The sequence below is a fragment of the Exiguobacterium sp. s28 genome (assembly GCF_018618135.1).
Classification (GTDB): domain Bacteria; phylum Bacillota; class Bacilli; order Exiguobacteriales; family Exiguobacteriaceae; genus Exiguobacterium; species Exiguobacterium mexicanum_A.
Genome location: NZ_JACSLL010000012.1, coordinates 36436 through 50508, shown reverse-complemented (window position 1 = coordinate 50508; position 14073 = coordinate 36436). Strand labels below are relative to the sequence as shown.

The window sequence follows — 14073 nt, the reverse complement described above, 5'->3', positions numbered from 1 at the left end:
CCTACTTCCTGTTTTCATATCTATTTTCATAATAATAGTGAAATACTAACACGGTTCAGAAATGAGAACAACAAAAAACAGAGAAAAGTCTGAATTCTTTTCTCTGTCTGGTTTTTAGTGGGATGGCACAAGGAATGTCAGTTCACTTGGCAAGACGTCGATGTGTAATCGGTCCGCCTCAAAATGTTCCCCATCGACGTCGATGATCTGTGATTCGCTCAAATGGACGGTCAGTTGAGACATCTGTAGATGGACCCACTCCGGCGACGACTGTTCGAGTCCGAGTTGTTGCGTAAGCAGTTGCCGAATCATTGGAAAGCCGATGGCCGAGCTGTGCACGACTTCGACGAGTCCGTCGGTGAACGATTGGGTCGGTAACTTTGTCGGTACCGTACCAAGATATGCCCCGTTTCCGACGTACAAAAAACTGACCGGCCCATCATGGACGACCTCCCCACCGTGTTCGATGCGGACGTCGAACGGGTCGAGTTCACGAAACTGCCGGATTGTCGCTAAAAAGTAGCCGATGGAACCAAGAGATTCTTTTTGAAGCGGATCGATTTGTCTCGATGCGTCGGCGATCAGGCCGACCCCAATAAAATTGAGGCCATATCGATCATTGACCCGCATGACGTCGACGGGCTGGACATGACTCATCTTAAATAACCGAGCCGCCTCAATCGGTTCGACTGGTAAATCGAGCGCACGGGCAAAGTCGTTGCACGTACCACCGGGGACGAGGCCGACCGTCGGCCGCTCGTCCTTCGGAAGTGACATGAGGCCGTTGACGACCTCATGCAGGGTCCCGTCCCCACCGATGACGATTAAATGCTCGAACGACCCACTCGCCTCGGCAAAACGGGCAGCATCTCCTTGTCCGAGCGTCTTTCGAATCAGAATCTCGTCATACAAGGATTCGACCGTCCCGACAACCTCACCGAGCATCGTTTCACTTGCACCGGATGTTGGATTCGAGATAATCATTGCTCTCATAGGAGACCTTCCTGCTCCAAGAAGTCTTGTGCGACGTCATAAGCACGCTCATTCCCATACGCGACGCGGCGGTTGAGTTCAGACATTTCTTCATCTGTAATTTTACCGGCCAATTGATTGAGCGCGTCCTCGATTTCAGGGTGCTCGTCTAATGTCTCTTGCTTGAGCAACGGTGCCCCTTGATATGGCGGGAAGAACTGTTGATCATCTTCAAGGACAAGCAAATCATTCTCGGCGATATCCGGGTCCGTCGCGTATGCATCGACAAGGTTGACGTCACCACGAGCGATGGCGCGGTAACGGAGTTTCTGTTCCATCGAGACGACCGACGGGAAGTCGAGACCGTAGGCTTGCTGAAGTCCAGGGTATCCGTCTTCCCGGTCCGTAAACTCGAGCGTGAAGCCGGCTTTAATGTCCGTTTGCACGTTTCGTAAATCAGAAATCGATGTGATGCCTTCCTCTTCGGCATAGTCGCGTGGGATGGCGATGGCATATGTGTTGTTGAACTGCATCGGCTCAAGCAAGGCATAGCCGTCGTCTGCCAGCGCATCACGAGCCTGTTCATACACTTCGCGAGCGTCATTTGAGTTCGGTGTCTCTTTCACGAGACTGGCGAGTACCGTCCCTGTGAATTCTGGGTAAATATCGACATCACCAGATTGGAGCGCACCCCAGACGAATGTCGTCTCGCCAAAGTTTGGTCGGACAGAAACAGTCAAATCAGTCTCTTCCTCGATCAATAATTTATACATGTTCATTAAAATTTCAGGCTCTGGTCCAAGTTTTCCGGCGACGACGAGATCGGTCTGTTGCGTGCGACCGAGCGCGAGCGGTGCCGCGACGATTAACGCCAAGACGGTAGAGACAGCAATCAATTTTGTCTTATTCCGCGTAGCTGTCGCGCCTTCCATTTGTCGGAGCAAGAAATCGAACAAGAGAGCGAGGATGGCGGCCGGGATGGCGCCGAGTAAAATCAAGTAGTTGTCATTCCGGTTGATTCCTAGAAGAATCAACGTCCCGAGCCCACCTGCTCCAACGAGGGCAGCGAGCGTCGCCGTCCCGACGATGAGGACCATCGCCGTTCGAATCCCGGCCATAATGACCGGCAAGGCGAGCGGGAGCTCGACTTTCATCAAGCTCTGGTTCGGCTTCATGCCGCAAGCTCGTGCCGCTTCGATGAGCGATTTGTCGACCTCGTTCAGTCCGGTGAACGTGTTTCGTAAAATTGGGAGTAAGGCGTACAACACGAGGGCGATCGTCGCCGGCAAGGCGCCAATCCCAACAAGTGGAATCATCAGTCCGAGGAGCGCCAAAGAAGGAATCGTTTGAATGATGGCAGTGACACCGATGGCGGTCTCGGCCACTTTTTTACGGCGCGTCAACCAAATACCGAGCGGGACGGCAATCAAGACCGCGATCAATAAGGAGACGACGGAGAGCTGCAAGTGCTCGATGAGCGCCTCGACGAGTTCCCCTCGTCGGTTTTGGAATGTCTCAAGCATCAACCTCACCTCTTCCGCGTTGTGTAAAGTCGAGGACGAACGGGTCCGTGCTCGCTCTGATTTCATCTGGTGTCCCGACGACGACCAACTCGCCGTCACGCATCAACGCGATACGGTCTCCGAGTTTCATCGCTTCCTGCATGTCGTGGGTCACGAACAAAATCGTTTTCCCAAGTTCATCGTTCAAGCGTTTAATATCGTCTTGGAGTTGGCCCCGGCTGATTGGGTCGAGTGCCGAGAACGGCTCATCCATCAAGATGACGTCAGGATCGGCCGCGAGCGCACGGAGCACCCCAACGCGTTGCTGTTGTCCACCGGATAGCTCGGTCGGCTTTTTAGCCCGCAAGACGGGATCTAATCCGGCGATTTCCATGAGTTCGGTCACGCGGTCTTTCGTCTTTTGCTTTGGCCACTTCAATAGTTCAGGAACGACAGAAATATTTTCTTCGACCGTTAAATGAGGGAATAAGGCAATTTGTTGAAGTACATAACCGATATTGCGGCGTAACTCATAAATATCGAATTGGTAAATCTCTTTCCCATCAATCAAAATTTTCCCGTCGGTATGATCGATCAGTCGATTCACCATTTTCATGGTTGTCGTCTTGCCACACCCTGATGGGCCGATCAAGACAAAAATCTCGCCTCTTCGTACTGTTAAATCCAAATCTTTGACGGCTAACGTCCCGTCTTCGTAACGCTTAGATACACTTTGGAATTCTATCAACTCTACCCCTCCTCGGCTCGTAACTTTTCATGAAAGTCAAATATTAGTTTGCCCGTTTCCAACGATTGTTAAACAATGAAACGTGCTGGGACGCGGTCGAAAGACTGCCAACCCACGAGGCGAGACAAAAAAGGTTCCCCCGCAGGAGAACCTTTAGATTATGGCAATGTGATTGTGATATGACGACGACCCCAATTGATGGCCTCGCTCTTCGTGTCGACGAGTAAATCGACGATGTTCCCTTTAATGCGTCCTCCTGTATCAAGGGCGATCGCTTGGCCGATGCCGTCGATTTGAACGACCGTACCGAGCGGGATGACAGATGGGTCGACGGCGATGATACGCATGCCGTTATAATAAATCGAGTCTGTCACGTCATGGCCTGTCGCCGTCAAGACGCGCCCCCCGTAAGAACCGTTGTCAGCTGCATCGTTCGTGTAGGCCGTTGACTCGGCTTGAATGACACGTCCTTGTGTCGAGACCGGTGTCACGGTCGCACTCGATGCCGCTTGTTGCTTCTTCTCGGTTTTTGCTGCGGCTTGGCGTTTCGCTTCTTCTTGTCGTGCCTGTTCGGCAGCGACGCGCTTTTCTTCTTCCAAACGTTCTGCTTTCGCTTTCGCTTCACGCTCGGCCTGTTCACGTTTGGCTTTCTCTTCTGCCAAGCGCTTTTCTTCGGCTAAACGTTTTTCTTCAGCGAGCCGTTTCTCTTCGGCAAGACGTTTCTTGCGTTCGATTTCTTGTTGGCGCTCCAACTCAATGGCCTGACGTTCTAATTCAAGTGGGTTTTGGACAATTTTCTGTTCAGTCCCGATTCCAATTTGGGCGGCATCGGCATTCGCAGCAAACACGAATGTTCCAACAGCGGCAAATAAAATCGCGATTATATATTTTAAGGAATGCATTAATAGGTCAGCACCTTTCTCGTCATCTAACGAACAGGAGTAAATTTACCATGTCGTTTCAATCACGAGAAGGGATTTTGACGAAGTGAAATATTTCTGACACATCGAGAAAGAACTGGTTACAATCTGTAACATTTACAATAAACCTAGTGTTACCAACCGTTTTCGTAAAAAATTACAGATTCGTTACAACATAACATGTAACAAACCTGTAATCTGATTGTCATTCTGTTTCAGCTTCAATCGAGCGTAAATCATGGGGGCGAACCATGCCCCAAGGTGCCACGTCGACATCCACTTCGAACGTTTTCGCACCTTCGATCGCCGACGTTTCTTCTTCGGCGACCCGATACGAACTCATGTCATCGATATACACTTGCCGGTCATAGTAATTGGCACGAGTGCCACCGAAGAACGGCCGTGAACTGACCCGATCAATGGTCGCGTAACCGTCGTCCCCCGTTTTGAACGACACATATACCGTCCCTGATTCGACATCTTGTCTGCCGTCGAACGAATCGTATTCCAAATAGACAAAGTCTCCAAAGAACGGATCGTACGGCTCATAGGAGGTCGCTTTGAACGTATACGTCTCTCCGAACCAGGAGACCGCATAGACGAGCAGAATAAAACCGACAGCGATCACTACTTGCAAAACCGGCACTAGCCAAGGCGTCAATCGTTTCATGTCTGAGCATCCCCTCTCGTACGGCTACGGCTGCGCCACCACAAAGCGAGCGACAATGCGAAGACGATCAATGCTCCGATGAGGAAGAACAGCGAAATGTCGAGTCGATCCCAAACGTAAATGAAGTAAATCGTCATTTGGACGAGCAAGAAATAAATGAAAGCAAGCACGATCGGTTTGCGATTGTGGTCTTGATAGACGAGATAGGCGAGTGCGACCACTTCAAGTAGCACCGCTAGCAAGATGCCGGAGTCTTCGAATAATGAGAACGGGATGACAGCGAGTAAACTGACCCACATCAAGTCCTGGCGTCGGTGAAGTAAATAGACGGCGACGAGGACGACCGAAAGGATCGTCGCCTCGATGACCGAGGGCGTTCGTTGCGACAACCAGCCTTCCGTCGCATTGATTAAATAACCGATCGATAGGACGGCCGCGACGAAGAGGTACAAATAATTCCACTGGGCCCGCTCACGATAGATAAGGAATAGGACATGTAAGGCAGCAAGGGCCCATAGCGGCCAAAAGCGTCCTTCGTAGCCGGCATATTGACCGATTGTGATGAGGAGGCCATAAAAGCCGAACCAGGCGAAGATACGATCGAGCTCGTTGTCTCCGTAATGGAACCAGACCCAGGTCACGAGGAACCCGAACGCGATCAACGTGATGCCGATGCCTTGAAAACTGTTCGTGACCGCCAAAAAGGCAGCGAGCGCGGCCAGGAACGTGTAGATGGGATGCTTATAGATCAATTTATGCAGGACAGCGACGGCAAGGAAGAGCCAAAATAAGAGCGGGATTTGCGAGGACAGATTATAAGTGGAGAAGATGACGATCATCGTGGCGACGAAGAAAGCGACGCCTAAAAGCCGGAACAGCGTGACATAGCGTGACGCCTTCACTTGCAGGCGTTCGGCGGTCACATACATCCCGACCATAAACCCGAGGAAAATAGCGACTTTCACAAGGTCAGGAATCGCTTGCCAATTGGCCGCGACAAAGCTGAATAGACTGAGTGCGAGCAAAATAGAACCGATGATCACAAGAATAGGCGGTTTGTGCTCACGTTTGTCACCGACCGCCAATTTCTTATGTTCATATTCGACCAAGCGCTGACCGGTCACTTCATCAAGTAAACCGGCCTCTTCCCATTCACGAACTTTTTTGTCAATGGACACCTGAATCATCCCTTTCGATTAAAAGGTCAGCTGGCGCGTTCGATCAATTCCAAATCTTTTTTCAGTAAAACTTGCTTCTCAAATTCGAGACCAAGCTGTTGAAATTCTTCCATGATGGAAACGTCCCCGATGACCGTATTGGTCAATACGGCAGTCACTTCTGCGACCCAACCTTCACGAGTTGACTTGACGATATCACCCACAACGAATTCTACAGACACACCCATTCACTTCCAATCTTAAATTTGTTTCTATCATTATAACGAAATTATATCGGTTTGAATACGTTTTCTTTAAGCCGTTTAATAAATTGTGTCAAAATTTTTCCAGTCAATCCCCAAATAATGTAGTCTTCATGTTCATAAAAAGGTTCTTTCATTTTAATTACCCGTTTTTCGTACGCTTTAGCATTCGCCATCCGTTCAAATGGGATATTTTGATCCGGGTTCATCGTCCATTCCATCTCCCCATGGAACGGGTCTAGCAAAAGCAACGTCTCGACCGGGATTGAAAATAAATGGTCGACCTCATCCGTATGGTGCACGTCCGGTAGCAGTGGAATTACCCCGACGAACGGATAGATCAGTTGCCGGTGCGGCGTCGCGAGTGGCTGCAGGCGACCGATGACCTCGATATCGGATAAGGCGAGTAATAACTCCTCACTCGTCTCTCGAACAGCGGCCTCGACCGGTGTCTCACCGGGATCGAGACGGCCGCCCGGAAATGAGATTTCTCCGGGTTGACGCCGCATTGTATGGGCGCGTACTTCAAAGACGACGTGCCACGTCCCGTCGACCTCGGTCAACGGGATCAAAACGGCTGCCGTCTGTTCATAGTTTTCTTCCATCGAGAAACTGTCACGTAGTTGTTGTTCCGTGATCCATGATTTGTCCATTCTCTCCACCTCGTTCTCTTTGTTTCTACACTTCCACCGTTGTCTCCTCGTTTAAACGCATCAAATGTCGGAAATATCATTATTAACGATAGGAGTTGGTGGATGTGGTGGATAAAAAAGTTGATGTATTGATCGTCGGAGCGGGCCCGACCGGACTCACGCTCGGATTGACGTTAGCCAGATATGGGATCTCATTTGAAATAATTGATCGTAAGACGACCCCGTCGAACAATTCCCGGGCCATCGGGATTCAACCGCGAACGATCGAAGTGTTCTCTCGTCTCGATGTCGCCAAGGAAGTACTCGGCCGGGCACGGACCATCGAGAAAGGCAATCTATACTTCTCGGGTCAATGGACGGCCAAACTTGAATTTTCTCGCCTCGTCACGCCGTACCCGTTCGTGACGCTGCTACGCCAAAACGAGACCGAGGCGATTTTAGAGGATGCGTTAAACGGACACGGTCATTCCGTCCAGCGCGGTGAATCGCTCGTCTCGTTGACACATTACCCGTCTCGAGTGCTCGCCCACCTTGAGTCAGATGCATCAAACCGGACGATCGAAGCCAAATACGTCGTCGCGGCCGATGGGGCGAACAGTTCGATTCGCCGGATGCTCGCCCTTCCGTTTAGCGGAAAATCGTTCAAAGAGTCGTGGGTGCTCGCCGATATGAAAGCCAAATGGAACATCTCGCGCGAAGAAGTGCATATTTTCTTTTCCGACCGGGGCGTCTTAGAAGTTTTCCCGCTCACGGATGACACGATTCGCATCACAGGGAACCTCGCGAGCGACGAGTCGTTCAATGAGTCGGAACTGCGCAAGTTGATTGAACAGCGAAGCCATATGGATGTCGAGATCGACGAAGTTGAGTGGTTCTCGCTCTTCCGGGTCCACAACCGTATGGTCGACTCGTTCATCCACAATCGAGTCATTTTAATGGGAGACGCCGCCCATATCAACTCACCCGTAGGCGGACAAGGGATGAATACCGGCATCGCCGACTCGTTCAACCTCGGGTGGAAGTTGTGGCTTCATTTGAAGGCTGGTGCCCCGTTCCGCGTCGTCGCCTCGTATCGCGACGAACGTGAACACGTGGCTCGTAACGTACTTCAGACGACGAACGTGGCGACTGAGGTGTTACAGACGACGTTGCCTGTCCTCTTGCCGTTCCAAGCGCTCGGCGCCGACGTCTTTACGCGCGTCAACTTGGTCAACCAAAAAATAACGGAACGAATCGCCCAACTGCACTTGTCTTATCCCGGGCATTCCCGAATTCCGTTTTTGCGTGTCACCAAGGGCAAAATCTTCCCGGAGATCGAGATCATCCGGACCGATGACGGGTTGCGCACCAAAATCTCGGAGATTGCGGACGGCCGGTTCCAAGTGCTCATCCTCGACGATGATAAACGTGATGCGACCGCACTCTATGATTATTTGAACGATCATCAATCGTTCTTCCAAATCATCACGCTCTCGAAGACGAGTCGTCCCTTCTTCGACCAAGGCAACGAGCTCGCGAAATCATTGTTCATGAAGCGCGGCGTGCTCGTCATCCGACCAGACGGCTATTTGCTTCATAAACAGCGGCACCTGCGCCCTGAACCGTTGCAAGAGACGATGTCCACTTGGCTGCCGACACCATGACAAAAGCTCCACTCGAGATGAGTGGAGCTTTGTTTACGCTTGGTTATAATAAAGCGTCCCTGGCTTCGAGAGCGTCAAATCGTAGAACGCCTCAAACGCTTCGATGTCCTCTAACTTGCGGAAATCGACTTTGTCCGTCTCTTCATTCGGAATCGCGACGACGATTCCGTCTTCGGTTTGTTTGATCATCCCGGTCTGCCCGTTATGGATGCGGATGTAGAGCACGTGCTTGTCTTCTAGCAGCGTCACGGCTTCGCGACGCGATTGAATCGTTGTTTTCATCGTCATCCCTCACTTTCTTTTGAGTATACCGGTCTATCGTTGTTGCTTTCAAGCGGTTGCACCCTTAAAATTATGTAAAGAAGGGGTTGAACGCTTTGGATTTGGAAACGCTATTGATTATCGTCTTAGGCATCACATTCGTCGTGCTCGTCTCGATCCGCGCTGTCCGCAACTTACAGTGGGTCCGTTTCGGCGAGGCGTTTGGCAAGCAAGGCGAGGCGCTGCTCGACGACTATACGTATTTGACGGAACAAGGCATCACGTGTCGCGTCGAACACGGCTTGCCGACCGGGCGCCTGTTCCGCCCGCTCGCAAAAAACTTGGACGACCGGGTCGCTTTGTTCGTCCATCGTAAAGATGCAGAACAAGCCCGACAATTATTGAAATGAAAATGGCGCTGAAGCTTCAGCGCCATTTTCATTTATGTACTTGACGCTCCGAGCAATAGTAGGCGATGTGTTTGATTGTCGCCTCCGATAACAGCTCGAGCTTCGTTTTCGCGATGACGTCATCGATCACATCGAACGTATCAGCACAGTTGGCTTTGATGCGTTCGACCTTGAGACGGGATGTCTCAGGGAAAATTAAGAACGCCGTGACAGGGACTGCTTGTCCGCATTGCCTCTTCAGGACGCTCCTGACGTGCTTCGTCATCCGCTCAAACTCTTCCATCGGATGCGGATAGATGTTTTTCCAACCGAGCGACGTCTCGAGACGACAGTCACGGTTCGTCATATGGACGGCCGACGTCGTCCGATTGATGCGGACTAAAAAGACGCCTTTCGGGCCGACCAATACATAATCGAGCACATCCTCACCAAGCTCGACTTGTTCGATCATCATCCAATCAAACCGGCATGTGTGACGGATAATCTCGACGATCTCGTCCGTGTACGACTTCGGCGGTGCGATGACTTCTTCTTTCGTGCGGAACAAGCCTTTCGTCTGTCGTTTCTCAGGTTCTTTTTTGACGGCCGTCAATACTTGTAACATCTTCTCCACCTCCTCACTTTATTCGCTCGGGCCGACCTGTTTTCCGAAGACGGCCTTTTCTAAATTCGAGATGCGACGCAACATGTCATAGTTCGACGCGACAGGCTGGGCCGGTTTGACCGGTTCTGCTTGTTCGTTCGAACCGCGGCGGAGCGACTCGTTCTCTTGGCGCAACCGTTCGATTTCTTTCGTCATCTTCTCATAATCGCGGATGACGACGTCCAAAAACTGGTCGACTTCTTCTTGTGAGTACCCACGAAGGGCGGTCTTGAATTCTTGTTTATAAATGGCTTCGGCTGTTAATTCAGTTTGCATCATTTTCACTCCCAATGTTGTTCCCATTGTTTTTCTTCTTCGATCACGCGTAATTCTTCCTGTGTGATCAAGAATAACTCCATCTGGTGTTTTCGTTTAGCCCCTTCGACGAGAAAGCGTGGGCTTCCTCCCGTCTCTTCGTCATACAGTGTGATTAATCCTGCTGCTTTGTCTAAAAAGAAGGCGGTTTTTGCCCGCAACTGGCTCGGGTCCTCGTAAGGACGCTGGGTCAGCGCTTCAAAAAAGTCGGCCTCGAGCTGCAAACGAATGAACAATTCTTGCTCGTACGGCTTATACTTCTCTTCCATCTGTAAAAAAGGTGGAAATACGGCGATTTTGATTGGATAAGTTTCTCTTAACTCTAACAATACTTCTCCAGCCCATAATTCACAACCGTTCGTGCCACTAAAAATGAACCATTCGGCTCCGAGCTCGATGGCTTCGACAATTTTTCGCTCATACGCTTCCTTGATGATGCCGATACCGGGATGGTCGGCTTTGAAGATGCCGAGTTCATGCGGCCGGTATCCTGTGATGGCGACAACTTTCATGACTGCTTCCTTTCTAGCCGGTTCATCCGGTGCCGAAGCGCCCGCATCTCGGTCAAAGCGGTCTGTCGAAGCACCGTCTCTTTCCGTTCCGCCAAAGCGATGGCCTGTTCGGTATAGATGATGGCCCGATTGATGTCTTTTTCGCGATGTTCGGCGTATTTCGCCAATTCGACGAGCGCCTCGACCGTACCGACTTGTTCGAACAGCGGGATTGCCTGTTCTAATTGGCCTGTTCGCTTCAACAGGAGCGCTTGACGCATCAAGGCCCGCTTCGTTGGCTGTTCGAGCCGCTCGTACTCTTGAAGCGCCGCCTCGGCGTTGCCGAGGTCGTTCAACCAGTGCGCCCGTTCTTCACCAAATGGCGTCTCGTCGGCTTCGACGAGATGACAGAGCCGTTTGTAGAGCGAGACGAGGCTTAGACAGTCGGCATGATGGTGTTCGATGACCGGCTGTAAAATATCTGGTTCCCGGTCCTTCACATATTGGAAATAGTGCATCGGGGCCAAAAAGCCGGGCAAGTCGTCCGTCCGGGCGTGGCCGAAATGGGCCTCGACCGCTTTGAGCGATACCGATTCGAGCGTCGGTTTCAACAATCGCCGTGAGGCATGCAACAAATCAACATGGCCGACGGCCGGTAACGCTTTGACTTTCGAGCGGACGAACGTGTGCCGTGTCTTGATTTGGGGCCAGTCGAACGATTTTCCGTTATACGTCACGAAACGGACCTCGTCGCCGATGTCGTTCAAGAAGTGATAATAAAACGCCGTCTCGAACGCGGGATGAGGCAACACGTATTGGATCATCTCGAGATGGTCGTCTTGGAAACGTGCGAATCCGATCAAAAAGATTGAGGTCCCCGATCCGCGGAGCCCAGTCGTCTCGGTATCCATGAACAACACCTGCTCGGACGGGACATCGACTTGGAAAAAGGGATGGGTCGATGTCGCGAGCGAAGCTTTGGCGGAACCGAACGTAAAGTCGTGGTACGTCTCGTCGAGCGGATAAATCTGCTTCAAGCGGACACACCACTCTTGTTCGAACGTCAGGATTTCTCCACCCCGGGCCCGCCATTTTGCTTGTTCGACGTCGTCCGGCGTCACGGCCGTTTGTTTCAGTTCATTCGTTTTGATGAGTCGTGATAGTTTTGCTTTCATATCGATCCTTTCAATGCATGCAACTGCTGGACGACCTGCTGTTTGAAATCACCGTATCCAATCATGCCGACGCACCGCGGACAGCCGCTCTCACACGGACAGTCCTCGACCGTACGGATGGCTGCATCCAAGACCTCATCGGCGTCGCGATAGAGCGCCTCGCTCAGCCCGATGCCGCCTGGGTAGCGGTCGTATAAATAGACGGTCGGTTTGTTCGTATGGGTCGCTTTCATTTGAATCGTCGTGAACAAGTCGAGCGTGTCACACATCAAATAGAGCGGGGCGAGCCGCCGCAAGAGATCACTGACCGCTTCGAGCTGGTCTTCCATGTCGGCCTCCGAGTAGGTGAACCGTTCGTCGAGCGTGAACCACGTCGCCGTCGTGTGCAGTTCTCGTTCCGGCAAATGAATCGGCCCGGAACCGATATTCTCGTGCGTCCCGAACTTGATTTTCTTGAATAGTGTCGCCATCGCGATGACCGATACTTCTCCAAACGTCTTCACGCCGGTCGTCTTGTTCTCTTCCAACACTTTCAGTTCGACCGCCAAATTGGCGTCCGTATAGTAGTCGACGTCGACACGTCGGACGTAAGCTTTCTTCTCTTCAAAGTCGAGTCGTTCGACTTGATATTGCTCGGCCCCATGTAAATAGATGGCCTCGTCATGCAGTAACGTCATCGCGCTGAACGTATCCATCTCACCGATGACCTGGTTTTTCGCGGTCTGGTCGACGATGACGACATTCTCTTGGTCACTCGTCCGCAGCGAGATGTCATGAGCCGGGAATGCGTCCGTCATCCAATAATATTTATTGGCCCGTTCATGCAAGATGTGGGCGTCCGTCAAGAAATCGAGAATTTCTTCCGTCTCGACCGTGCCGAATCGTTCCCCTTTTGAGAAAGGCAGTTCGAAGGCGGCACATTTCATATGGTCAACGAGAATGATTAAATTGTTCGGGTCGAGACGAGCCGCTTCCGGAGACCGGTCTAAAATCAAATCGGGCTGTTCGACGACGAGTTGATCGAGCGAAGACGACGAGGCGACAAAAATGACGAGCGCCTCGGAATGACGGCGTCCGGCCCGGCCCGCTTGTTGCCACATCGAGGCGACCGTGCCCGGATAGCCGTTCAAGACACACGCCTGCAACTGGCCGATATCGACGCCGAGTTCAAGCGCATTCGTCGAGACGACAGCTTTAATCTCACCGTTACGGAGCCGACGCTCGATTTCACGACGCTCCGACGGTAAGTAGCCGCCCCGATAGCCAACGATCGATTTTGGTCCGAGCTCGCGCCGTGTCAGTTCTTGTAAATACGTCAACAATACCTCGACCCGTACGCGTGAGCGGGCGAAGACGATCGTCTGAATGTCAGCCTCGACGAGCTTTGAGGCGATCCGCTTCGTCTCGAGCGTCGCGCTCCGACGAATCCCGAGCGCCTCATTGACGACAGGCGGATTGTAGAAAATTAAATGTTTCTTCCCTTGGGGCGCCCCGTTGTTGTCGACAAGCACGACGTCCTCTTCGGTCAACAGTTCAGCCAGCTCGACCGGGTTGGCGATCGTCGCTGACGTCATGATCCATTTCGGATGGCTCCCATAATAGGCACAGATCCGTTTCAAACGACGAAACACGTTGGCGACGTGGCTACCGAATACCCCTCGGTACGTGTGCAACTCGTCGACGACGATATATTCCAAGTTCTCGAACAAGCGAATCCATTTCGTATGATGCGGCAAGATTCCAGAGTGAAGCATATCGGGATTCGTGATGACGATATTGCCGGCGTCCCGTACTTTCGTACGAGCCGCTGGCGCCGTGTCCCCATCGTAAGTGAAACAGCGGAGGTCACCTTCGAGCGCCTCGACCATCTCCATCAAATCACTGTTTTGGTCTTGGGCGAGCGCTTTCGTCGGGTACAGGTAGAGCGCCCGGGCATTCGGTTGTTCAATCATTTTCGATAAAACCGGCAGATTGTAACAGAGCGTCTTCCCGGAAGCGGTCGGGGTGACGATGACCGTCGAGTTGCCTCGAGACGTCTGCTCGATTGCTTCGGCCTGATGGGTGTACAGTTGTTCGATTCCGCGGCCATGGAGCACCCGGACGAGATCTGGCGGGACGCTCGCTGGAATCGGCGCATACCGGGCCGGCTTCGCCTCGACCGTGTGCCAATGCGTCACGTTGCCCGAGAAACCCGGGTCGGTCTTGAGCGTCTGAATCATTTCTTCCACGGAACGTTTTTTCCGCATAGAG

At 51.9% G+C, this 14073-nt stretch carries 16 protein-coding genes; 2 read left to right on the top strand and 14 right to left on the bottom strand.

Annotated elements, in window-relative coordinates:
* Nucleotides 1-114: 114 nt before the first annotated feature.
* From KNP78_RS12195 to KNP78_RS12160, 8 genes are all read right to left on the bottom strand, one after another.
* A complete protein-coding gene (locus KNP78_RS12195) occupies nt 115-993 on the bottom strand; it encodes a diacylglycerol/lipid kinase family protein (protein WP_034777373.1) in 879 nt (292 codons plus the stop codon).
* Nucleotides 990-2495, bottom strand: a complete 1506-nt coding sequence (locus KNP78_RS12190) for an ABC transporter permease/substrate-binding protein (RefSeq protein ID WP_034777372.1) — start codon at nt 2493-2495, stop codon at nt 990-992. The genes KNP78_RS12195 and KNP78_RS12190 overlap by 4 nt, the downstream gene beginning before the upstream one ends.
* A complete protein-coding gene (locus KNP78_RS12185) occupies nt 2488-3222 on the bottom strand; it encodes an ABC transporter ATP-binding protein (protein WP_214752794.1) in 735 nt (244 codons plus the stop codon). Before KNP78_RS12185 ends, KNP78_RS12190 begins: the two co-directional genes overlap by 8 nt.
* 158 nt (nt 3223-3380) lie before the next feature.
* The gene (locus KNP78_RS12180) at nt 3381-4124 is read right to left on the bottom strand and encodes a 3D domain-containing protein (protein WP_214752792.1); all 744 of its coding nucleotides are present in this window, start codon (nt 4122-4124) and stop codon (nt 3381-3383) included.
* 223 nt (nt 4125-4347) lie between these two features.
* Nucleotides 4348-4812 (bottom strand): GDYXXLXY domain-containing protein, encoded by a 465-nt coding sequence (locus KNP78_RS12175; protein ID WP_034777369.1) that lies wholly within the window; start codon nt 4810-4812, stop codon nt 4348-4350.
* On the bottom strand, nt 4809-5999 hold the full coding sequence (locus tag KNP78_RS12170; RefSeq protein ID WP_214752790.1) for a DUF2157 domain-containing protein: 1191 nt from the start codon (nt 5997-5999) through the stop codon (nt 4809-4811). The genes KNP78_RS12175 and KNP78_RS12170 overlap by 4 nt, the downstream gene beginning before the upstream one ends.
* 17 nt (nt 6000-6016) lie before the next feature.
* On the bottom strand, nt 6017-6217 hold the full coding sequence (locus KNP78_RS12165; RefSeq protein WP_021067243.1) for a DUF2187 family protein: 201 nt from the start codon (nt 6215-6217) through the stop codon (nt 6017-6019).
* Nucleotides 6218-6258: 41 nt separating this feature from the next.
* Entirely contained in the window at nt 6259-6885 is a 627-nt protein-coding gene (locus KNP78_RS12160) for an NUDIX hydrolase (protein WP_214752788.1), read from the bottom strand.
* Between the two features lie 104 nt (nt 6886-6989).
* Between KNP78_RS12160 and KNP78_RS12155 the strand changes: the two genes are divergently transcribed.
* Entirely contained in the window at nt 6990-8528 is a 1539-nt protein-coding gene (locus tag KNP78_RS12155) for an FAD-dependent monooxygenase (protein WP_353048147.1), read from the top strand.
* Nucleotides 8529-8561: 33 nt separating this feature from the next.
* Here the strand turns inward: KNP78_RS12155 and KNP78_RS12150 are convergent, their stop codons facing one another.
* Complete coding sequence (locus KNP78_RS12150) at nt 8562-8810, bottom strand: hypothetical protein (protein WP_034779838.1); 249 nt, start codon at nt 8808-8810, stop codon at nt 8562-8564.
* A 95-nt stretch (nt 8811-8905) separates the two neighbouring features.
* Between KNP78_RS12150 and KNP78_RS12145 the strand changes: the two genes are divergently transcribed.
* Nucleotides 8906-9199, top strand: coding sequence for a hypothetical protein (locus KNP78_RS12145; protein ID WP_235420186.1), 294 nt, complete (start codon nt 8906-8908; stop codon nt 9197-9199).
* Between the two features lie 28 nt (nt 9200-9227).
* Here the strand turns inward: KNP78_RS12145 and KNP78_RS12140 are convergent, their stop codons facing one another.
* Genes KNP78_RS12140 through KNP78_RS12120 form a run of 5 tightly spaced genes read right to left on the bottom strand, consistent with a single transcriptional unit; the run spans nt 9228 to nt 14069 of the window.
* Nucleotides 9228-9803 (bottom strand): NERD domain-containing protein, encoded by a 576-nt coding sequence (locus KNP78_RS12140; protein WP_214752784.1) that lies wholly within the window; start codon nt 9801-9803, stop codon nt 9228-9230.
* Nucleotides 9804-9821: 18 nt separating this feature from the next.
* Nucleotides 9822-10118, bottom strand: coding sequence for a cell division regulator GpsB (gene gpsB / locus KNP78_RS12135; RefSeq protein WP_034777365.1), 297 nt, complete (start codon nt 10116-10118; stop codon nt 9822-9824).
* Nucleotides 10119-10123: 5 nt separating this feature from the next.
* Nucleotides 10124-10669 (bottom strand): SLOG family protein, encoded by a 546-nt coding sequence (locus tag KNP78_RS12130; RefSeq protein WP_034777364.1) that lies wholly within the window; start codon nt 10667-10669, stop codon nt 10124-10126.
* A complete protein-coding gene (locus KNP78_RS12125) occupies nt 10666-11823 on the bottom strand; it encodes a ribonuclease H-like domain-containing protein (protein ID WP_214752782.1) in 1158 nt (385 codons plus the stop codon). The genes KNP78_RS12130 and KNP78_RS12125 overlap by 4 nt, the downstream gene beginning before the upstream one ends.
* The gene (locus KNP78_RS12120) at nt 11820-14069 is read right to left on the bottom strand and encodes a DEAD/DEAH box helicase (protein ID WP_214752781.1); all 2250 of its coding nucleotides are present in this window, start codon (nt 14067-14069) and stop codon (nt 11820-11822) included. Before KNP78_RS12120 ends, KNP78_RS12125 begins: the two co-directional genes overlap by 4 nt.
* Between the last annotated feature and the right edge of the window lie 4 nt (nt 14070-14073).

Bases quoted from the DNA above. Each gene is read 5' to 3' on its own strand.
- KNP78_RS12195 (WP_034777373.1), bottom strand. From the start codon at position 993: ATGAGAGCAATGATTATCTCGAATCCAACATCCGGTGCAAGTGAAACG.
- KNP78_RS12190 (WP_034777372.1), bottom strand. From the start codon at position 2,495: ATGCTTGAGACATTCCAAAACCGACGAGGGGAACTCGTCGAGGCGCTC.
- KNP78_RS12180 (WP_214752792.1), bottom strand. From the start codon at position 4,124: ATGCATTCCTTAAAATATATAATCGCGATTTTATTTGCCGCTGTTGGA.
- KNP78_RS12175 (WP_034777369.1), bottom strand. From the start codon at position 4,812: ATGAAACGATTGACGCCTTGGCTAGTGCCGGTTTTGCAAGTAGTGATC.
- KNP78_RS12170 (WP_214752790.1), bottom strand. From the start codon at position 5,999: ATGATTCAGGTGTCCATTGACAAAAAAGTTCGTGAATGGGAAGAGGCC.
- KNP78_RS12165 (WP_021067243.1), bottom strand. From the start codon at position 6,217: ATGGGTGTGTCTGTAGAATTCGTTGTGGGTGATATCGTCAAGTCAACT.
- KNP78_RS12160 (WP_214752788.1), bottom strand. From the start codon at position 6,885: ATGGACAAATCATGGATCACGGAACAACAACTACGTGACAGTTTCTCG.
- KNP78_RS12150 (WP_034779838.1), bottom strand. From the start codon at position 8,810: ATGAAAACAACGATTCAATCGCGTCGCGAAGCCGTGACGCTGCTAGAA.
- KNP78_RS12140 (WP_214752784.1), bottom strand. From the start codon at position 9,803: ATGTTACAAGTATTGACGGCCGTCAAAAAAGAACCTGAGAAACGACAG.
- gpsB (WP_034777365.1), bottom strand. From the start codon at position 10,118: ATGCAAACTGAATTAACAGCCGAAGCCATTTATAAACAAGAATTCAAG.
- KNP78_RS12130 (WP_034777364.1), bottom strand. From the start codon at position 10,669: ATGAAAGTTGTCGCCATCACAGGATACCGGCCGCATGAACTCGGCATC.
- KNP78_RS12125 (WP_214752782.1), bottom strand. From the start codon at position 11,823: ATGAAAGCAAAACTATCACGACTCATCAAAACGAATGAACTGAAACAA.
- KNP78_RS12120 (WP_214752781.1), bottom strand. From the start codon at position 14,069: ATGCGGAAAAAACGTTCCGTGGAAGAAATGATTCAGACGCTCAAGACC.